Annotated in this window: 16 protein-coding genes and 1 pseudogene; 7 read left to right on the top strand and 10 right to left on the bottom strand. The window is 71.5% G+C overall.

Going from position 1 to position 18,112, the window contains the following annotated elements:
- Positions 1-79: 79 nt before the first annotated feature.
- The 9 genes and pseudogenes from DEI97_RS11405 to DEI97_RS11365 all read right to left on the bottom strand — a co-directional run bounded on the left by DEI97_RS11405 (position 80) and on the right by DEI97_RS11365 (position 9,194).
- Positions 80-1,942, bottom strand: a complete 1,863-nt coding sequence (locus tag DEI97_RS11405) for an ABC transporter ATP-binding protein (RefSeq protein WP_111074295.1) — start codon at positions 1,940-1,942, stop codon at positions 80-82.
- 107 nt (positions 1,943-2,049) lie between these two features.
- Entirely contained in the window at positions 2,050-3,453 is a 1,404-nt protein-coding gene (locus DEI97_RS11400; protein ID WP_111074294.1) for an MFS transporter, read from the bottom strand.
- 260 nt (positions 3,454-3,713) lie between these two features.
- Positions 3,714-4,334 (bottom strand): annotated as a pseudogene (gene ribA, locus DEI97_RS11395) (GTP cyclohydrolase II); the annotation flags it as partial.
- A 29-nt stretch (positions 4,335-4,363) separates the two neighbouring features.
- On the bottom strand, positions 4,364-5,404 hold the full coding sequence (ribD, locus tag DEI97_RS11390; protein WP_111074416.1) for a bifunctional diaminohydroxyphosphoribosylaminopyrimidine deaminase/5-amino-6-(5-phosphoribosylamino)uracil reductase RibD: 1,041 nt from the start codon (positions 5,402-5,404) through the stop codon (positions 4,364-4,366).
- Between the two features lie 68 nt (positions 5,405-5,472).
- Positions 5,473-6,060: a GNAT family N-acetyltransferase gene (locus tag DEI97_RS11385; RefSeq protein ID WP_111074292.1), complete on the bottom strand. Its 588-nt coding sequence runs from the start codon at positions 6,058-6,060 to the stop codon at positions 5,473-5,475.
- Positions 6,061-6,066: 6 nt separating this feature from the next.
- Positions 6,067-7,074, bottom strand: coding sequence for a tryptophan--tRNA ligase (gene trpS, locus DEI97_RS11380; RefSeq protein WP_111074291.1), 1,008 nt, complete (start codon positions 7,072-7,074; stop codon positions 6,067-6,069).
- A gap of 34 nt (positions 7,075-7,108) precedes the next feature.
- Positions 7,109-7,951, bottom strand: coding sequence for an exodeoxyribonuclease III (locus tag DEI97_RS11375; protein ID WP_111074290.1), 843 nt, complete (start codon positions 7,949-7,951; stop codon positions 7,109-7,111).
- Positions 7,952-8,063: 112 nt separating this feature from the next.
- Positions 8,064-8,336: an HPr family phosphocarrier protein gene (locus tag DEI97_RS11370; RefSeq protein ID WP_111074289.1), complete on the bottom strand. Its 273-nt coding sequence runs from the start codon at positions 8,334-8,336 to the stop codon at positions 8,064-8,066.
- An 87-nt stretch (positions 8,337-8,423) separates the two neighbouring features.
- Positions 8,424-9,194 (bottom strand): DeoR/GlpR family DNA-binding transcription regulator, encoded by a 771-nt coding sequence (locus tag DEI97_RS11365; RefSeq protein ID WP_110902695.1) that lies wholly within the window; start codon positions 9,192-9,194, stop codon positions 8,424-8,426.
- Positions 9,195-9,513: 319 nt separating this feature from the next.
- On the opposite strand from DEI97_RS11365, the gene ptsP reads away from it, so the two are divergent.
- From ptsP to DEI97_RS11330, 7 genes are all read left to right on the top strand, one after another.
- On the top strand, positions 9,514-11,169 hold the full coding sequence (gene ptsP, locus DEI97_RS11360) for a phosphoenolpyruvate--protein phosphotransferase (RefSeq protein WP_111074288.1): 1,656 nt from the start codon (positions 9,514-9,516) through the stop codon (positions 11,167-11,169).
- A gap of 69 nt (positions 11,170-11,238) precedes the next feature.
- Positions 11,239-12,798, top strand: coding sequence for a PTS mannitol transporter subunit IIBC (locus tag DEI97_RS11355; RefSeq protein WP_111074287.1), 1,560 nt, complete (start codon positions 11,239-11,241; stop codon positions 12,796-12,798).
- A 74-nt stretch (positions 12,799-12,872) separates the two neighbouring features.
- The gene (locus DEI97_RS11350; RefSeq protein ID WP_111074286.1) at positions 12,873-13,310 is read left to right on the top strand and encodes a PTS mannitol transporter subunit IIA; all 438 of its coding nucleotides are present in this window, start codon (positions 12,873-12,875) and stop codon (positions 13,308-13,310) included.
- On the top strand, positions 13,307-14,458 hold the full coding sequence (locus tag DEI97_RS11345; protein ID WP_111074285.1) for a mannitol-1-phosphate 5-dehydrogenase: 1,152 nt from the start codon (positions 13,307-13,309) through the stop codon (positions 14,456-14,458). The genes DEI97_RS11350 and DEI97_RS11345 overlap by 4 nt, the downstream gene beginning before the upstream one ends.
- A gap of 138 nt (positions 14,459-14,596) precedes the next feature.
- Positions 14,597-15,529, top strand: a complete 933-nt coding sequence (locus tag DEI97_RS11340; RefSeq protein WP_111074415.1) for an NADP-dependent oxidoreductase — start codon at positions 14,597-14,599, stop codon at positions 15,527-15,529.
- A 183-nt stretch (positions 15,530-15,712) separates the two neighbouring features.
- The gene (locus tag DEI97_RS11335; RefSeq protein WP_220039185.1) at positions 15,713-16,540 is read left to right on the top strand and encodes a DUF805 domain-containing protein; all 828 of its coding nucleotides are present in this window, start codon (positions 15,713-15,715) and stop codon (positions 16,538-16,540) included.
- 185 nt (positions 16,541-16,725) lie between these two features.
- Positions 16,726-17,370, top strand: a complete 645-nt coding sequence (locus DEI97_RS11330; protein ID WP_111074284.1) for a DUF805 domain-containing protein — start codon at positions 16,726-16,728, stop codon at positions 17,368-17,370.
- 77 nt (positions 17,371-17,447) lie between these two features.
- Here DEI97_RS11330 and DEI97_RS11325 read toward each other — a convergent pair whose 3' ends face one another.
- On the bottom strand, positions 17,448-18,089 hold the full coding sequence (locus DEI97_RS11325) for a TNT domain-containing protein (RefSeq protein WP_181439182.1): 642 nt from the start codon (positions 18,087-18,089) through the stop codon (positions 17,448-17,450).
- Positions 18,090-18,112 lie beyond the last annotated feature (23 nt).

The following is an 18,112-nucleotide window of genomic DNA, read 5'->3' as shown; positions in this document are numbered from 1 at the left end:
GCGAAACGCAACGTGGGCGGTTCCTCGCAGCGGTACTCCGTCGCGTGGCGCCGCCCACGTTGCGTGTTGCGGGAGGGCCTCAGACGAGGAGCTGGTGCTTCGCCAGGTCCCGGTAGAGCGGGGTGCTCTGCACGAGCTCGGAGTGGGTGCCGACACCGACGACGCGGCCGTGCTCGAGCACGACGATGACGTCCGAGTCCACCACGGTGGACAGCCGGTGGGCGATGACGAGCAGCGTGCGGTCCTCGGCGACCGCGTCGATGGCCAGGCGCATCTTCTGCTCGTTCACGCCGTCGAGCGAGGACGTCGACTCGTCGAGCAGGAGGATCGGGGGGGCGGCGAGCAGGGCCCGCGCGATGGCCAGGCGCTGCCGTTCACCGCCCGAGAGCATCACGCCGTCCTCGCCGACCTGCGCGTCGAGGCCGCGGGGGTCGCGGTGCAGGACGTCGCCGAGGTTCACGGCTTCGAGCACCCGGACGCACTCGGACTCCGAGGCGTCCGGTGACCCGAGCAGCAGGTTCGCCCGGATCGTGCCGGCGAGCACCGGGGCGTCCTGTTCGACATACCCGATCTGCGCCCGCAGCTCGCCGCGGTCGAGGCCCCGGACGTCCAGACCACCGAGTCGGATGACACCCTCGGTCGGGTCGTAGAACCGTTCGATGAGCGCGAGCGTGGTCGACTTGCCGGCACCGGACGGTCCGACCAGGGCGACCCGAGCGCCGCGGGGGACGCTGAACGACACGTCGTGCAGCACGGCCGGGTCGTCACCGACCCCGAGGGCCAGAGCGCCCGCACCGGCACTGGCACCCGCATCCGCATCCGCACCGGACGCCCGCGCGCCGTCCGCGCCCACGGCGTCCGGGGCTGCCGCGTACCGGAAGGTGACGCGCTCGAACGTGATGGCGTCACCGGTCGCGATCGCCGCGGCCGGCCGCACGGCGGCGTCGTCCTGGTTCTCGGTCGGCAGGTGTAGGACCTCTTCGATGCGTCCGAGCGCGCCGAGCGCCTGCGCCACGGCGACGACCGCGCCGAGCGCCTGACCGAGCGGCATGATCATCATGAAGAGCAGCAGGATGAACGTGATGAGGGTCGCGATGGTGATCGTGCCCGCCGCGACCTGCGCACCGCCGATGCCGAGCACGGCGATGAACGCGACCTGCATGACGATGCTCGCGACCGGCACGACGAACGCCGACATCCGGGCGATGACGAGGCCGCGCTGGTACGCCTCGGTCGCGTGCTGGTCGACCTCGCTGACCTCACGCGCGGTGGCACCCGCGGCACGGATGGTGCGGACGGCGCCGATGCCGCGTTCGACGGCGGCGGTGAGGTCGCCGACCTTCTCCTGGGCGGCCTTCGAGGCGACCCGGATGCGCCGGCTGAGCCCGCCGACGACGACCACGGCGACGATCACGATGACGATCACCACGACGAGGAGCAGCGGGTCGATGACCGCCATCGCGATCACGGCTCCGGTGAAGGTGAGCGCGCCGCCGATCGACTCGATGAGCCCCTGCGTCAGGACGGCCCGGAGGAGCGTCGTGTCACTGCCGACGCGGGACACCAGGTCACCGGTGCGGCGGACGTCGAACTCCGAGATCGGCAGGTTGAGGATCCGCGCGATGAGCTTGCGTCGGGTGGAGAGCACGACGCCCTCGCCGGCCCGCTGCAGCAGGAAGTGCTGCACGCCGTTGAGGACCCCGGCGACGAGCACCAGGACGACGAGGATCCACACGAGCGTCGACATGCCGGTGCCCTGCTGGACGGCGGTGACGACCTGGTTGACGAGCAGTGGCTGCGCCAGGGACGCCCCGGCCCCGAGGATGCTCAGCACGATGATGACGACCATCGCCGGCTTGTTCTCGAACAGGTAGGACAGCAGTCGGCCGAAGGTGGCGCGGGGGCCGTCGGTCTTCTTCGGGCGTGCGAACAAGTTGCTCATCGTGCATGGATTCTCTCACTGCAGGACCGACAGACGGACGGGAGGCTCCCCACTGGTCCGTGGGGGAGCCTCCCGTCCGTCGGGTGCGCGCGCCGGCGCGGTCGTCGCTACCGAGCCACCCGCTCCGGGAGCGGCTGGTCGTCGGCGGCGTCCTCGAGGTCGCTGCCACGGGTCTCGCGGACGAGGAACAGCGCGACCAGCGTCACGACCGCCGCGATGGTCAGGTACAGGCCGACGAGGAAGATGTTGCCGTCCGGCTGCCACAGCTTCAGGGCGATCGACGGTGCCAGCGAGGCGCCGAGGATCGACGCGACGTTGTACGCCAGGGCGGAGCCGGTGTACCGGACGTTGGTCGGGAACAGCTCCGGCAGCAGGGCACCCATCGGCCCGAAGGTGAGCCCCATCAGCGACAGGCCGACGATGAGGAACGTGACGACGGTGATCGGTCCGTGCGCCGCCGCGAACCAGAACTGGAACGTCAGGCCGAACAGCGCGATGCCGATCGTGGTCGGGATGAGGGTGCGCCGACGTCCGAACTTGTCGGCGAGCATGCCGGCGATGGGGGTGCAGATGCCGAAGAACACGACGCCGATCATGAGCAGCGACAGGAACTCGCCGCGGGAGTAGCCGAGGCCGATCTGCGGGACGAGCTTCGAGGCCACGGTGCCGGTGGTGCCGTAGTTCAGCGTGAAGGTCGTCATGAAGTAGAAGAGCACGTAGGTGGCGACCATGCCGAAGGTGCCGACGACGACCGCGCGCCACGAGGTGCGGAACACCCGGCCGAGCGGCACCTTCGCGACCGAACCGGAGTCCTGCACGCCGCGGAACACCGTGGACTCGACCAGACGGAAGCGCACGTAGAGCCCGATCAGGACGAACACCGACGAGACCAGGAACGGGATCCGCCAGCCCCACGCCTGGAAGTCGGCGTTCGGGGTGCCGTCGGCGCCGGCGGGCAGCGCGGCGTTGATGATGATGAACAGGCCGTTGGCGAGCAGGAAGCCGATCGGGGCGCCGAGCTGCGGCATCGAACCGAACACGCCGCGCTTGCCCTCGGGGGCGTTCTCGGTCGCGAGCAGTGCCGCGCCGGACCACTCGCCGCCGAGGCCGACGCCCTGGGCGAAGCGGAGGACGCCGAGCAGCACCGGCGCCAGGACCCCGACCGAGCCGAAGGTCGGCAGGCAGCCGATGAGGAACGTCGCGATGCCCATCACGAGCAGGGACGCGACGAGGGTGGTCTTCCGGCCGATCCGGTCACCGAAGTGGCCGAACAGGATCGACCCGACCGGGCGGGCGAAGAACGCCAGCGCGAAGGTGACGAACGAGGACAGCTGCGATGCCGTCGGGTCCTCGTTCGGGAAGAACAGGGTGGGGAAGACGAGGACGGCGGCCGTCGCGTAGACGTAGAAGTCGTAGAACTCGATCGTGGTGCCGACGAGGCTCGCGACGACGACGCGCGAGCGCGGGTTCGTCTTCGGGGCGGACGTCGTGGTGGCCGGTGCGGCGGACATGCGTGTGAGGACCTTCGAGGTGCGCGCGCGTTCGGACAGCGCTGCGGTGACCGGACGGCGGACTGACGACGCGGTTCGCGCGGGGTGGCGCGGACACCGGGTCGGGTGCGTTCGGAGGTGGTGGTCCCGCTCGTGACGGGGTCATCAGTGTACGACGGATGTCGGACACCTGCGAATCGACCCCGAGCGAGCCGTCAGTTCGCCGTGCCGGGTCAGGCCGTGCCGGCCGTGCCGGATCAGGCCGAGCCGGTCGTGCCGGGTCAGGCCGCGCCGGTACCCAGGTGCGACGGCAGCGTGTGGCCCATCCGGTCGCGCTTGGTGTCGAGGTACCCCGAGTTCTGCGCGGAGATGCCGACGACGAGCGGCACGAGGGAGTCCACCGTGATGCCGTGCTCGACGAGCTGCCGACGCTTCTCGGGGTTGTTCGTGAGCAGCCGCACGCGGGTGATGCCGAGGTCGGCGAGGATGCCGGCGGCGCCGCCGTACTCGCGGGAGTCGGCGGGCAGGCCGAGCGCCAGGTTGGCGTCGAGCGTGTCCAGGCCGTCCTCTTGCAGGCGGTACGCCTTGAGCTTGTTGATGAGGCCGATGCCGCGACCCTCGTGTCCCCGCAGGTAGACGACGACCCCGCCTTCGGCCGCGATGGTGTCGAGCGCGGCGTCGAGCTGCGGGCCGCACTCGCACTTCAGCGACCCGAAGGCCTCGCCGGTCAGACACTCCGAGTGCACGCGGACGAGGGCGCCGTCCGAGGGGGCCTGCCCGTCGGGGGTCTTCGCGATCACGGCGACGTGCTCGGCGCTCGTCACGAGGTCCCGGTAGGCGCGCATCTCGAAGAGCCCGTGCGTGGTGGGGACGTTCGTGGAGACTTCGAACGAGACCGGGCTCCCGGGGGTGGCGGAGGTGAGTGCGTCGGTCATGTGGTGCTCCGGTCGGTGGGGGCCCCGTCGACCGCGCCGTCGGGCCGCTGCGGGACCGTGCGGGCGCGGACCAGCAGGTCGGGGCCGAGGCTGGACGTTGACATTACACGCAACATCCGCGCTGCGTGGATACTTCCCACCCCGATGTCGCCGAGTGCGACGCGGGGTCCGCCGAGGAGCACCGGGGCCAGGTAGACGAGCAGTTCGTCGGCCAGTCCGGCCGCGATGAACGCCGACGCGACGGTCGGTCCGCCCTCGACGAGGACACTGTGGACGCCCCGCTGGCGGAGCGAGCGGAGGGCGGCGTCGAGGTCGTGGCCGGGGATGGTGACGACCCCGCGGGGATGGCGGTGCAGGGCCGCGTCGGCCGGCAACGGCCGGTCGCCGAGGACGACGGGCAGCGGCTGGTCGGCGAGGAACTCCCCGGCGTCGCCGCGGGCCGTCAGGCTCGGGTCGTCGGCCAGGGCGGTGCCGGTGCCGACGAGGACGGCGTCGTGCGCGGCACGCTGCTCGTGCACGTGCTGCCGGGCCGCGGCACCGGTGATCCACTGGCTGGTGCCGTCGGCCGCCGCTGCACGACCGTCCAGGCTGGCGGCCCACTTCACGGTCACCCAGGGGCGGCCGAGCCGGACCGAGAGCAGCCAGCGCTCGAGGAACGCCTCGGCCTGGTCGGCGAGCACGTCCGGCACGACGTCGACGCCGGCGGCTCGCAGCCGGTCTGCACCGCCGTGGGCGGCCGGGCCGGGGTCGTCGACGGCGTACACGACCCGGGCGACACCGGCGTCGATGAGCGCGACGGAGCACGGCCCGGTGCGGCCGACGTGGTCGCAGGGCTCGAGGGTCACCACGGCGGTCGCGCCACGGAGGTGCGCCGGGTCGACCTTCGCCATCGCGTCGACCTCGGCGTGCGGGGTGCCGGCACCCCGGTGCCAGCCCTCACCGAGCACCTGGCCGTCGGGGGAGAGCACGACGGCACCGACCCGGGCGTGGTCACCGACGACGGGGCCGCGGGCCGCGAGTTCGAGGGCACGGCGCATCGCCCGGACCTCTGCTTCGCTGGCGGGCGGACCGGACGGTGCCGGGGTCGTGTCGGGTGCGGTGTGGCTCACGGAGCGAGACTACCGGCGGGCCCCGACTTCGATCCGGGAGGCCAGGGCAGGTCCGACGCGGGCGTCCCGTCCGCGCGCCGCAGGCCCTTCCACGCGGGTGCGGGGGAGCCGTCGCGGTTCGGCACGAGGGCGTCCCCGCTGCCGGTGTACGCGAAGCCAGCACGACGGGCGACGGCGGCCGAGGCCGTGTTGCCGACGTAGCACTCCCAGTACACGTCCGGGGCACCCTGTGCGAAGGCCCAGCCCACCACGAGCTCCACGGCGTCGGACACCAGGCCCGCACCACGAGCGCTCGGGGCCAACCAGAACCCGAGGTCCCGGCGGGCGGTCCGGTAGCTGATCACGCCGTCGAGCCAGGTCGACCCCTGCCGCCGGATCGCCCAGGTGTACTCACGGTCGGACGCCCACCCGGGGCCGACGAGCGCGTCGACGAACGCCTGCGCGTCCTTCGCCCGGTAGGGCTGCGGGATCGTCGTCCAGCGGGCGATCTCCGGGTCCTGGCAGGCCTCGGTGATCGCGACCGTGTCCGCGCGCGTCGGCAGGTCGAGCCGGACCCGTGCCGACTCGAGCGTGACGGGGAGCACGGTCGGTCAGCGGGCGCGCGGGACGAAGCCGATGGCGTCGTACACGCGGGCGAGGGTGGCGTTCGCGATCGTCTCGGCACGGTCGGCGCCGACGGCGAGCAGCCGGTCCAGCTCGGCCGGGTCGTCGAGGAGCTCCAGCGTGCGGGCGCGGACCGGCTCGAGCTCGGCGACGACGGCGTCCGCCACCTCGCCCTTGAGATCGCCGTACCCCTTGCCGACGAACGACGCCTCGAGGTCGGCGACCGGGGTGTGCGTGAACGCGGACAGGATCGCGAGCAGGTTCGTCACGCCCGGCTTCGCCTGCCGGTCGGCGCGGATCTCCCGCTCGGTGTCCGTCACGGCCGACCGGATCTTCTTGGCCGTGCGCTTCGGGTCGTCGAGCAGGCGGATGAGGCCGCTGTCGGACGCCGCCGACTTGCTCATCTTGCTCGTGGGGTCCTGCAGGTCGTAGATGCGCGCGGTCTCGGCGCCGATCCGGGCCTCGGGCACGACGAACGTGTCGCCGAACCGCGAGTTGAAGCGGCCCGCGAGGTCGCGCGTCAGTTCGACGTGCTGGCGCTGGTCGTCGCCGACGGGCACGACCGCCGTGTCGTAGAGCAGGATGTCGGCGGCCATCAGGACCGGGTAGGTGAACAGCCCGACCGAGGCGGCCTCGGCGCCCTGACGCGCGGACTTGTCCTTGAACTGGGTCATCCGGCTGGCCTCGCCGAAGCCGGTCAGGGTGTTCAGCACCCAGGCGAGCTCGGCGTGCGCGGGGACGTGCGACTGCACGAACAGCGTCGACCGCGACGGGTCGATGCCGGACGCGATGTACTGCGCCGCCGTGGCACGCGTGCTGGCCCGGAGTTCGGCGGGGTCCTGCGGGGAGGTGATCGCATGCATGTCGACCACGCAGTAGATCGCGTCGTGGTCGTCCTGCAGGTCGCGCCACTGCATGAGTGCGCCGATGTAGTTGCCGAGGTGGAGGGACCCGGCCGAGGGCTGGATGCCGGAGAAGATGCGCGTGCTGGTCATGCGGGAGTCCTGGTGCTCGTGAGCGAGTGGGGGATCAGAGTTCGTAGTCGACGACCACGGGGGCGTGGTCGGACCATCGCTGGTCGTAGGCGGCGGCCCGGTCGACGGTGTACGAGGTCACCGTGGCGGCGAGCTCCGGCGTCGCGACCTGGTAGTCGATGCGCCAGCCCGAGTCGTTGTCGAAGGCCTGCCCGCGCCAGGACCACCAGGTGTACGGCCCGTCGACGTCGCCGGCCTGCGCACGTCCGACGTCGACCCAGCCGAGACCGGGGCCGGTGCTGCCGTCGGCACCCTCGACCGGTTCGCCGTCGGCACCGAAGAAGCGGCTGAAGTACGCACGCTCACGCGGCAGGAACCCGGCGCGCTTGACGTTGCCCTTCCAGTTCTTGATGTCCCGCTGGTCGTGGCCGACGTTGAGGTCGCCGACGACGACGGCGAGCGGGTTGTGCTCGCGGAGGGCGGGCAGGCGCTCGGTCATCGCGTCGAGGAACTTCCACTTCTCGTCCTGCTTGGGGGTGTCGACCTCGCCCGAGTGCACGTACGTGGAGACGACCGTGACGGTGCGTCCGCCGATCTCGTAGTCGGCCTCGATCCAGCGACCGGCGGAGTCGAAGTCCGCGGCCCCGAGTTCGACGCGGTGCAGCTGTGCCCGGTGGCGGGAGGCGATGGCGACGCCGGCGCGGCCCTTCGCCGACGCGGGGTCGTGCACGACGTCCCACTCGTCGCCGAGCAGGCCGGTCAGGTCCTCGGTGGAGGCGCGCACCTCTTGGAGGGCGAGCACGTCGACGTCGCGGTCGGCGAGCCATTCGCCCATCCCCTTCCGGAACGCGGCACGGATGCCGTTGACGTTGACGGTCGCGAGGCGCAGGCGTGTCATGCGGTCCAGCCTATCGGCGGCGCCCGACGGTCCCGACGACGGACGGGAGGCCCGGTACCAGCTGGTACCGGGCCTCCCGTCCGTCAGGTGGTCGCGCAGCGACCGGCGCGCGTCAGGCCGCGTCGTGGTCCGTCTGCAGGAAGTCGACCAGGCTGTCCGCGGTGGTCTCGGCGTCGTCGCCGGACACGGTCAGCGTGACCTGGTCGCCGTTCTCGACGCCGAGGCCGAGGAGGCCGAGGATGCTGCCGGCGTTGGCCGACTTCTCGCCCTTGGCGATGGTGACCTGGTGGCCGGACGCGGTGACGGTCTGGACGAACAGCGACGCGGGCCGTGCGTGCAGGCCGGAGGCGCTGGCGACGGTGACGGTGCGGGTGGCTTCGGACATCGATGGGCTCCTGTCGACGGGTGGTGCGCTCATGGTAGCGAGCGCCTGTGGGGTGGGTCTGGTGGTTCGTGTCCGGCGGTCGGGGCGTCAGTCGCGGCCGGGCCAGAAGACCTCGGTGCCGGCGGCCTCGACCTCGCGGACCAGGTCCAGGTTGACACCGGGGTCCGTGATGATCGTGTCGATCGCGGCGAGCGGGGCGACGCGGCCGAACTCCTCGCGTCCGAACTTGGTGTGGTCGGCGAGCAGGATGCTCCGGCGCGCGGACTTGATCATGGCGCTCTTCACGGCGGCCTCGGCCATGTTGTGCGTCGTCAGGCCACGCTCCGGGGTGATGCCGTTGATGCTGACGAAGGCGACGTCGACGCTGACCATGCCGATGAGCTGGTGCGTCCACGTGCCGACCCCGGCGAGCGAGTCGCTCCGGATGTTGCCGCCCAGCAGGTGCAGGTCGATGCCCGGGCGGTTCGCGACGGCCATCGCCACCGGCAGCGAGTGCGTGACGACGGTCAGGCCCCGGTCGGTGGGCAGCATCTCGGCCAGGCAGATCGTCGAGGTACCGGCGTCGATCATCACCGAGCCGTTCTCCGGCAGTTCGGCGAGAGCGGCCTCGGCGATCACCATCTTCTCGGTCTGGTTGATGCCGCCACGGTCGCCGACCCCCGGGTGCAGGGTGATCCGCTCGACCGGGATCGCCCCGCCGTGGGCGCGGCGGACGAGCCCGCGACGCTCGAGGCTCGTCAGGTCACGGCGGATCGTCTCGGGCGTGACGGCGAGCAGCTCGGCGAGGTCCTTGACGTCGACCCGGCCGTGGGCGCGCGCCTGCTCGACGATGCGCTGGTGGCGTTCTGGTGCGTACATGGGGCCTCATCTGGTGAGCGGATCGCTCGGGTCGGGCTGTGCGTCGGGGCTGTCCGTCCGGGCTGTGCACCAGGTCGGGGAGGGCGATGTGGAGCGGAACGGACATGCTCGGGCACGTTCCGACCGGTCGGCCCGCTGCAGTCCTGGACGGCAAACGCAAACGGGCATCTGTTTCTGCATTTTTATCCCCGGATGTGTTTGTTTGTCAACGCGACGCGATGTATGGTGCTGCAGAGTCGTCCGGACGCAGCACGCGCCGGACACCGCACCGCCCCCGAACCACCCACCGCTGCTGCGCGTGAGATGAAGGAGTCTCCCCATGTCCGATCTGCTCGGAACCGGCGTCGGCCGCGGCGTTGCCCACGGCCCCGTGCTCCGGATGGCGGACCCGCTGGGAGCCCCCTCGACCGCACCGCTCGAGGGCTCGGCCGACGACGCCAAGCAGGCCGTGCACACCGCGCTCGCCGCGGTGGCCGAAGAACTGAACGAGCGCGGGCGGCTCGCCGGCGGCGACGCCCAGGCCGTGCTCGAGGCGCAGGCGCTGATGGCCCAGGACCCGACCCTCCTGGACGACGTGCACGCCCGCATCGACGGCGGCACGAACGCCGAGCGCGCCGTGTACGAGGCGTTCGCCCAGTTCCGCGACCTGCTCGTCGGCATGGGCGGCTACATGGGGGAGCGTGCCGCCGACCTCGACGACGTCGCCCAGCGCATCGTCGCGAAGCTCCGCGGTGTCCCGGCCCCGGGCGTGCCGGAGTCGGCGACCCCGTTCGTGCTCGTCGCCCGCGACCTCGCACCGGCTGACACCGCCCTGCTCGACCTCGACAAGGTCCTGGCCCTCGTCACCCGTGACGGCGGACCGACCTCGCACACCGCCATCCTGGCCCGCGCCAAGGGCATCACCGCGATCGTCGGCGTCACCGGTGCGGACGACCTCGCCGAGGGCCAGCACGTGGTCGTCGACGCGGGCGCGGGCACCGTCGTCACCGAGCCGAGCGACGAGCTCGTCGCCGACGTCGAGCAGCGCATCGCCGACCGCCGTGCCGCCCTGGCCGCACCGCTCACCGCCGGCGCCCTCGCCGACGGACACGTCGTGCCCCTGCTCGCGAACCTCGGCAGCCCCGCCGACGCCCAGGCCGCCGTCGACCTCGGCGCCGAGGGTGTCGGCCTGTTCCGCACCGAGTTCCTGTTCCTCGACTCGCCCACCGCTCCGACCGTCGCGTCCCAGCAGGCGTCCTACGAGCAGCTCCTCGCCGCGTTCCCCGGCAAGAAGGTCGTCGTCCGTGCGCTCGACGCCGGTGCCGACAAGCCGCTGCCGTTCCTCACGGACAAGGACGAGGAGAACCCGGCGCTCGGCCGTCGTGGACTCCGGGCGCTCCGGAACCACGAGCAGGTCCTCCGCGACCAGCTGACCGCGCTGGCCCAGGCCGACGCCGCGACCGAGGCCGACCTCTGGGTGATGGCCCCGATGGTCGCCGACGCCGAGGAGACCGAGTACTTCGTCGACCTCGCCCGTGAACTCGGGATCCGCACCGCCGGCGTGATGGCCGAGGTGCCCTCCCTGGCGCTGATGGCCGAACAGGTCCTGCGCTCCGCCGACTTCGTGTCCATCGGCACGAACGACCTGACCCAGTACACGTTGGCCGCCGACCGCATGCTCGGCACCGTCGCGCACTACCAGGACCCGTGGCACCCCGCCGTACTCCGCCTCGTCGCCCAGCTCGGCGCGGCCGGAGCGGACGCCGGCAAGGCGGTCGGCATCTGCGGTGAGGCCGCGGCCGACCCGCTGCTCGCCGTCGTCCTCGTCGGCCTCGGCGCCACCACCCTCTCGATGACCCCCGCGGCCCTCGCCGACGTGCGTGCCGAACTCGGCAAGCACACCCTCGACGAAGCCCGCGAGATGGCCCAGGCGGCACTCGCCGCGAGCACGGCAGCGACCGCCAGGTCCGCTGCGGCCGCAGCGCACGCCGTCTGAGCCCGCACCACGCCCCACAGCACCCCACCCGATCCCTGCAGCAGCACCCCACACAGAGAGTCAACGCACATGACAACGTCGTCCGTTGCAGCGCCAGACACCCGCGACAAGTCGCGGGGTGGCGCTCGCGTCGCCGTCCAGAAGTTCGGCACGTTCCTGTCCGGCATGGTGATGCCCAACATCGCGATCTTCATCGCGTGGGGCCTCATCACCGCGTTCTTCATCGAGACCGGGTGGACGCCGGTCGGCGTCCTCGGTGGCTTCGGGGAGACCAACGGCGTCGCCAACATCGGCCTCGTCAGCCCGATCCTGACCTACCTCATCCCGCTCGCGATCGCCTTCCAGGGCGGCCGCATGGTGTACGAGACCCGCGGCGCCGTCGTCGGTTCCGTGATGGCCATGGGCGTCATCATCGGTGCCAACGGCACGATCATGATCCTCGGCGCGATGATCTGTGGTCCGCTCGGTGCGTACCTCATCAAGCAGATCGACAAGATCTGGGACGGCAAGATCAAGCCCGGCTTCGAGATGCTCGTCAACAACTACGCGGCCGGCATCCTCGGGTTCCTGCTCGCGTTGGTCGGCTTCTTCTGGCTGGCCCCGCTCTTCAAGCTCATCGCCGAGGGTCTCGGTGCCGCGGTGAAGTTCCTCGTCGACAGCTCGCTGCTGCCGCTCGCCAGCGTCATCATCGAGCCGGCGAAGGTGTTCTTCCTCAACAACGCGATCAACCACGGCGTGCTCGACCAGCTGGGCGCGCAGCAGGTCCAGGAATCCGGCAAGTCGATCCTGTTCCTCCTCGAGGCGAACCCCGGCCCCGGCCTCGGCATCCTGCTCGCCTTCACCTTCTTCGGTGTCGGCATCGCCCGCTCGACCGCTCCCGGCGCGATCCTCATCCAGTTCTTCGGTGGCATCCACGAGATCTACTTCCCGTACGTGCTGCAGAAGCCGATCCTGTTCGTCGCCGTCATCCTCGGTGGCGCGACCGGTGTCGCCACCAACGTCGCCTTCCAGTCCGGCCTCGTCGCGCCGGCCTCGCCCGGTTCGATCATCGCGGTCCTCACCGCGACGGCGAAGGACAGCTACGTCGGCGTCATCCTCTCGGTCGTCCTGTCCGCAGCGGTGTCGTTCGCGGTGGCGTCGTTCTTCCTCCTCGCCAGCCGCAAGCGTGACCTGGCCTCCGGCACCGGCGGCGACATGAGCGCCGCGATGGCGAAGCTGCAGCAGAACAAGGGCCGCGACGTCAACTCCGCGACCTCGGGTCTGCTCGGCAACAACTCCCCGGCCAACGAGGAAGAGGCCGAGGCCTCCCTCGGGGGTGTCGGTTCCGCCAGCACCGCCACGGCGACGCGCGTCGAGAACGTCGTGTTCGCGTGCGACGCCGGCATGGGTTCGAGTGCGATGGGCGCCAGCGTCCTCCGCAACAAGATCAAGAAGGCCGGGATCGAGAACGTCACGGTCACCAACAAGGCGATCGCGAACCTCTCGGGTGACGAGGACCTCATCATCACCCAGGAAGAGCTGACGGACCGCGCGAAGCAGAAGAACCCGAACGCCCAGCACGTGTCGGTCGGTAACTTCATGAACGCACCGCAGTACGACCAGGTCGTCGACCAGCTCAAGAACCAGTAAGACAAGAGCACGATGGGGGAGGGGACGGGCGACCGTCCCCTCTTCCGCCGTCCACCACGAACAAGGAGAACCGTATGCCCGTCCTGCAGGAGAGCCAGATCCGCATCCACACCGAGGACGCTGCGCCGACCAAGTCGGAGGCGATGAAGGAGGCGGCTGCGATCCTCCAGGAGGTCGGCGCGGTCACCGCGGACTACTACCCCGCCATGCTCGAGCGCGAGAAGAGCGTCTCGACGTACATGGGCAACTCCCTGGCGATCCCGCACGGCACGAACGACGCGAAGGACGCCATCAAGGCCTCCGCGCTGTCCTTCGTCCGCTACGCCACCCCGATCGACTGGGACGGCAACGACGTCCGCTTCGTCGTCGGCATCGCGGGCGTGAACAACGAGCACCTCGACATCCTCAGCAAGATCGCGATCGTGTTCTCGGACGAGGACCAGGTCCAGGCGCTGACCGACGCACCCGACGTGGCCGCGATCCTCGCGATCCTCGGTGAGGTCAACGAGTGAGCACCGCCGTCCACTTCGGTGCGGGCAACATCGGCCGCGGGTTCGTCGGTCTGCTGCTCCACCAGGCCGGGTACGAGGTCGTCTTCGCCGACGTCGCCGCCCCACTGATCGACGCGCTGGCCGCCGCCGACTCGTACACCGTGCACGAGGTCGGTGCCGGAGCCCAGGACCACGTCGTCACCGGCTTCCGTGCCGTGAACAGCGCCCAGGACGAGGCCGGTGTCGTCGCCGAGATCGCGACCGCCGACATCGTCACCTGCGCCGTCGGACCGACCGTCCTGAAGTTCATCGCCCCGGTCATCGCGAAGGGGCTGCAGCAGCGCTCCGCGGACGCCGCCCCGCTCGCCGTGATGGCCTGCGAGAACGCGATCAACGCCACCGACCGCCTCCGCGAGTTCATCGTGGACGCACTGCCGGCGGACGAGCGTGAGGACGCCCTCGCGAAGGCCGTGTTCGCGAACACCGCCGTCGACCGCATCGTGCCGGCGCAGGCGCCCGGCGGCGGCCTCGACGTCACCGTCGAGACCTACTTCGAGTGGGCCATCGACCGGACGCCGTTCCACGGCACCGAGCCGGCGATCCCCGGCGCGCACTACGTCGACGGCCTCGCCGCGTCCATCGAGCGGAAGCTCTTCACGGTGAACACCGGGCACGCCACCGTCGCGTACCACGGCTTCCTCGCCGGCGCGGACAAGATCTCCGACGCGATCGCGATCCCCGCCGTGCGCTCCGCGCTCGAGTCGGTGCTCGGCGAGACGAGCGACCTGCTCGTCCGTCGTCACGAGCTCGACCCCGAGGTGCACCGCGCCTACGTCGAGGCGATCATCGGTCGCTTCGAGAACCCGCACCTGCCCGACACGGTCACCCGCGTCGGCCGCCAGCCGCTGCGGAAGCTGTCCCGCGACGAGCGCTTCGTCTCGCCGGCCGCCGCGCTGGCCGAGAACGGCACCGAGCCGACCGCGCTCCTCGACGCGATGGGCGCCGCACTGCGGTTCGACGTCGCGGACGACGAGCAGAGCGTCGAGCTGCAGGCGCTGCTGCGTTCGGACCGCTCGGACGCCGACATCGCGTCCGAGATCACCGGTCTCGGCGGCGAGCACCCGCTGCACGCCTCCTTCACGGGGCGGGTCGGCGCGGCGCGCGTCTGACGGACGCAACAGCCTGACGGACGGGAGGCCCGGTACCAGCTGGTACCGGGCCTCCCGTCCGTCCGGCGTCCGTCCGTCCGGCGTCCGTCCGGCGGTCGGCTCGAAGCCGCGGTCGTGGCCGCGAGTACCGTCGCGAGCATGACGAAGCAGTGGGTGGCACCGCGTCCCGGCGGCAGTGACGTGTTCGAACTGGTCGACGTCGAGGTGCTGGTTCCCGGCCCCGGTGAGGTGACCGTCCGTGTCCGCGCCGCCGGCATGAACCCCGCCGACGCGAAGCACACGCAGCGTGGCGACCCAGCCGACTTCCCGGTGCCGATCGGGTACGAGGTCGCCGGCGTCGTCAGCGCCGTCGGGCCCGACACGACGATCGCCTCCGGGCCGGTCGCCGTCGGGGACGAGGTCCTGGCGTTCCGCGTCCGTGGCGGCTGGACGGAGGAGATCACGCTGCCCGCCGCGGACGTGTTCGCCAAGCCGGCGTCGCTCGGGTTCCCGGAGGCGGCCAACCTGCTCCTCGCGGGCACGACGGCGGCAGACCTCCTCCGCGTCACCGCGGTGCAGGCGGGCGACACCGTCCTCGTGCACGGAGCCTCGGGCGCCGTCGGCGTCAGCCTGCTCCAGCAGCTCCGCGCACTCGGTGCGCACGCGATCGGCACCGCCTCCGAGGGCAACGCCGACACCGTCCGCGGCTTCGGCGGTACGTGGGTCGCCTACGGGGACGGCCTGGAGGCGCGGGTCCGTGACCTCGCCGCCTCCGGAGTCGACGTGGCCCTGGACTGCGTCGGGTCCGACGAGGCCGTCGACGTCTCGCTGGCCCTGGTGGCGGATCGGAGCCGCATCGCCACGATCGCGGCGTTCGGGCGGGCGGAGGACGCCGGCATCACCGCGATCGGCGGTGCGCAGCCCGACAGTGCCGCGTTCCGGGACTCGGTGCGCGCACGACTCATCGACCTTGCCGGACGCGGCGAGCTCGTCGTGCCGGTCGCACGGACGTTCCCGCTGGCCGAGGCTCGGGCGGCCCTCGAGTTGCTCGAGTCGGGGCACCCGGGCGGGAAGATCGCACTCCTGCCCTGACCGCTCCGGCGTCGTCCTGCCGCGGCGCTGCTGTCGCGGCGGCGTCGGTGCTGGCACACTGGGTCCCAGCGCGCGGGGTCAGCGTGCGGGGGAGCAGGATGGTCGGGGCACGTGTCCCGGCCGCCGGGGCCGCCGCCGAGGTCACCGTGGGCACACCGACCCTGCACCCCGGAAGGAACCGCCGTGAGCGACCAGTACCCCCAGGACCCGTACGCCAAGCGGCCGGGTGACGAGCCCGATCCGGCGCAGGGGGCGCCGTCCGGCCAGCAGCCGCCGGCGCAGTCGCCGTACGGGCAGCCGCAGTCACCGTACGGTCAGCAGCCGCCAGCCCAGCAGCCGCCGGCGCAGTCGCCGTACGGTCAGCAGCCGCCCGCGCAGTCGCCGTACGGTCAGCCGCAGTCGCCCTACGGTCAGCAGCCGCCGGCGCAGTCGCCGTACAGCCAGCCCGGCCAGTCCGGACAGTACGGCGGCCAGCCGGGTCAGTACGGGCAGCAGTCGCCGTACGGGCAGCCGGGTCAACCCGGGCAGCCGGGGCACCCGGGTCAGTACGGACAGCAGCCGGGGCAGTTCGCCCAGCCGGGGTCCTACGGGCAGCAGGCCGCGACGCAGGGCGAACCGCCGCTCTGGGCACCCTGGTACGGCATCCCGTTCCCGAAGGCCTTCACGCGCTTCTGGAAGAAGTACGTGCGCTTCGACGGCCGCGCCAGCCGCAGCGAGTTCTGGTTCTGGGCGCTCTGGTGGGTCATCGGCAACTTCGCCACCAGCATCATCGACACCGTCATCGGTGGCGGTGCCAGCGGCGACTCGAACGTGGTCGGCGGCCTCTGGGCACTCGCGACGTTCGTCGGCTTCATCGCGCTCACCGTGCGACGCCTGCACGACGTGAACTTCTCGGGCCTGCTGGCGCTGCTGTTCATCATCCCGCCGATCGGGGCGCTCTTCGCCATCGTCATCGGTTGCATCCCGTCCGTCCGCGAGGGCGCCCGCTTCGACCAGCCCGAGCGCGGCTGACCGACGGCGCTGCACGGACCGCTCCGGCCCGCGCGACCCCACCACCTGCGACGGCCCCACCATGCGGTGGGGCCGTCGTTCGCTTCCGGGAGTGGCCCCTCGGTCGGGGGTGGTCACGGTCGTCCAGGGGGACGGGGTTCCTGGTTGACTCGGAGCCGAGTACCACTCGACACCAGGGAGACACCGTGAGCGACAACCCGCAGCAGCCGTACGGCACGCCCGACGGCCAGCAGCCGCACGGGCAGCAGAACCCGTACGGACAGCCCGACCAGTACGGCCAGCAGCAGTACGGTCAGCAGCAGTACGGCCAGCAGCCGTACGGCCAGCCGCAGGGCTACGGTCAGGGCGTCCAGACCGGCCCGAACGGTGAACCGCCGCTGTGGGCCCCGTGGTACGGCATCTCGCTCCCGAACGCGGCCAAGCGCTTCTTCAAGAAGTACGCCCGGTTCGACGGCCGTGCCAGCCGCAGCGAGTTCTGGTGGTGGTACCTGGTCAGCACCGTCGTCTACGCGGTGCTCTGGACCCTGGTCGGCATCGGCTTCGCCCAGTCCGAGCGGCAGACCGTCAGCACCGGGTACAGCTACACGTCCGTGATGACGTCGCCGTCGCCGCTCTACCTCATCGCGTACTCGTTGGTCGGACTGCTGTCGCTCGCGATCCTGGTGCCGTCCTTGGCACTGGCATGGCGACGCCTGCATGACGGGAACTTCGCCGGGCCGTTCTACCTGCTCGTCCTCATCCCGGTCGTCGGCCCGATCATCGTGCTCGTGCTGTTCCTCATGCCCTCGAAGCCCGAGGGCCAGCGCTTCGACCGCCCCGAGCGCGGCTGACGCACCGCACCACGACAAGCCCTCCTGCCCCGATCGGGGGAGGAGGGCTTCGTCGTGGTGGGACGGTCCGGCTCGGCTCAGACCACGCGGACGCGGGCCAGGGACCCGTCGACGACCAGGTCGCGGACGGTCGCCGTCGGGTTCGCGATCTCGAAGCGGAGCGCCCCACCCGGCTGGTCGAACCACGGCCGGACGAAGCGGACGGTGACGAGGAACGGGCGCTCGACGACGTACCGGTGCACCTCGGGCGATGCGGCGGTGTGCGGCGGCAGCGACCGGGCGGGCAGCGGCGTCTCGAGCGGGTGCAGGAGGTAGCCGTCCGGTCCGCCGATGCGGTCCACGGGCACGCCGGCGGGGATCTGGATCGTCAGACCGGCGTCCCCGGTCGAGGCGACCTGCTGGGCCAGCTGCGGGTAGGTCGACGCCGACCGGTCGCGCATCTGGTCGAGGTCGCTGCGACGGATGTCGCGTGCGTCCGGGAACGGCCGGTTGAGGAAGCGTCGGAGCATCTCGACGGCGTCGGACTCGTTGCCGGCCGTGGCCAGGCGACGGGCCGTGCCGTAGTCGACGACCTCCAGCGCGAAGGAGCCCCCGTCGGCCGGGATGATGCGCAGCGCACCCTCCACCGGCGGCTCGTGGAGCGTCTCACCGGGGAGCTGCACGTACCGGACCGTGTAGCCGAGCTGATCCAGGATGGGGCGGGTGTCCGCGAACGTCATGAGCGGGAGCCTAGCGCGCCCGC

This window comes from Curtobacterium sp. MCLR17_032 (genome assembly GCF_003234795.2).
Classification (GTDB): domain Bacteria; phylum Actinomycetota; class Actinomycetes; order Actinomycetales; family Microbacteriaceae; genus Curtobacterium.
Note: the sequence above shows the minus strand (reverse complement) of the source record. Positions and strands in the feature narration are given on the sequence as shown.

Excerpts from the sequence above, each read along its gene's own strand:
- DEI97_RS11375 (WP_111074290.1), bottom strand. The coding sequence starts at position 7,951 with ATGACACGCCTGCGCCTCGCGACCGTCAACGTCAACGGCATCCGTGCC.
- ptsP (WP_111074288.1), top strand. The coding sequence starts at position 9,514 with ATGTCCGATCTGCTCGGAACCGGCGTCGGCCGCGGCGTTGCCCACGGC.
- DEI97_RS11325 (WP_181439182.1), bottom strand. The coding sequence starts at position 18,089 with ATGACGTTCGCGGACACCCGCCCCATCCTGGATCAGCTCGGCTACACG.
- DEI97_RS11405 (WP_111074295.1), bottom strand. The coding sequence starts at position 1,942 with ATGAGCAACTTGTTCGCACGCCCGAAGAAGACCGACGGCCCCCGCGCC.
- DEI97_RS11355 (WP_111074287.1), top strand. The coding sequence starts at position 11,239 with ATGACAACGTCGTCCGTTGCAGCGCCAGACACCCGCGACAAGTCGCGG.
- DEI97_RS11370 (WP_111074289.1), bottom strand. The coding sequence starts at position 8,336 with ATGTCCGAAGCCACCCGCACCGTCACCGTCGCCAGCGCCTCCGGCCTG.
- DEI97_RS11365 (WP_110902695.1), bottom strand. The coding sequence starts at position 9,194 with ATGTACGCACCAGAACGCCACCAGCGCATCGTCGAGCAGGCGCGCGCC.
- trpS (WP_111074291.1), bottom strand. The coding sequence starts at position 7,074 with ATGACCAGCACGCGCATCTTCTCCGGCATCCAGCCCTCGGCCGGGTCC.
- DEI97_RS11350 (WP_111074286.1), top strand. The coding sequence starts at position 12,873 with ATGCCCGTCCTGCAGGAGAGCCAGATCCGCATCCACACCGAGGACGCT.
- DEI97_RS11340 (WP_111074415.1), top strand. The coding sequence starts at position 14,597 with ATGACGAAGCAGTGGGTGGCACCGCGTCCCGGCGGCAGTGACGTGTTC.
- DEI97_RS11400 (WP_111074294.1), bottom strand. The coding sequence starts at position 3,453 with ATGTCCGCCGCACCGGCCACCACGACGTCCGCCCCGAAGACGAACCCG.
- ribD (WP_111074416.1), bottom strand. The coding sequence starts at position 5,404 with ATGCGCCGTGCCCTCGAACTCGCGGCCCGCGGCCCCGTCGTCGGTGAC.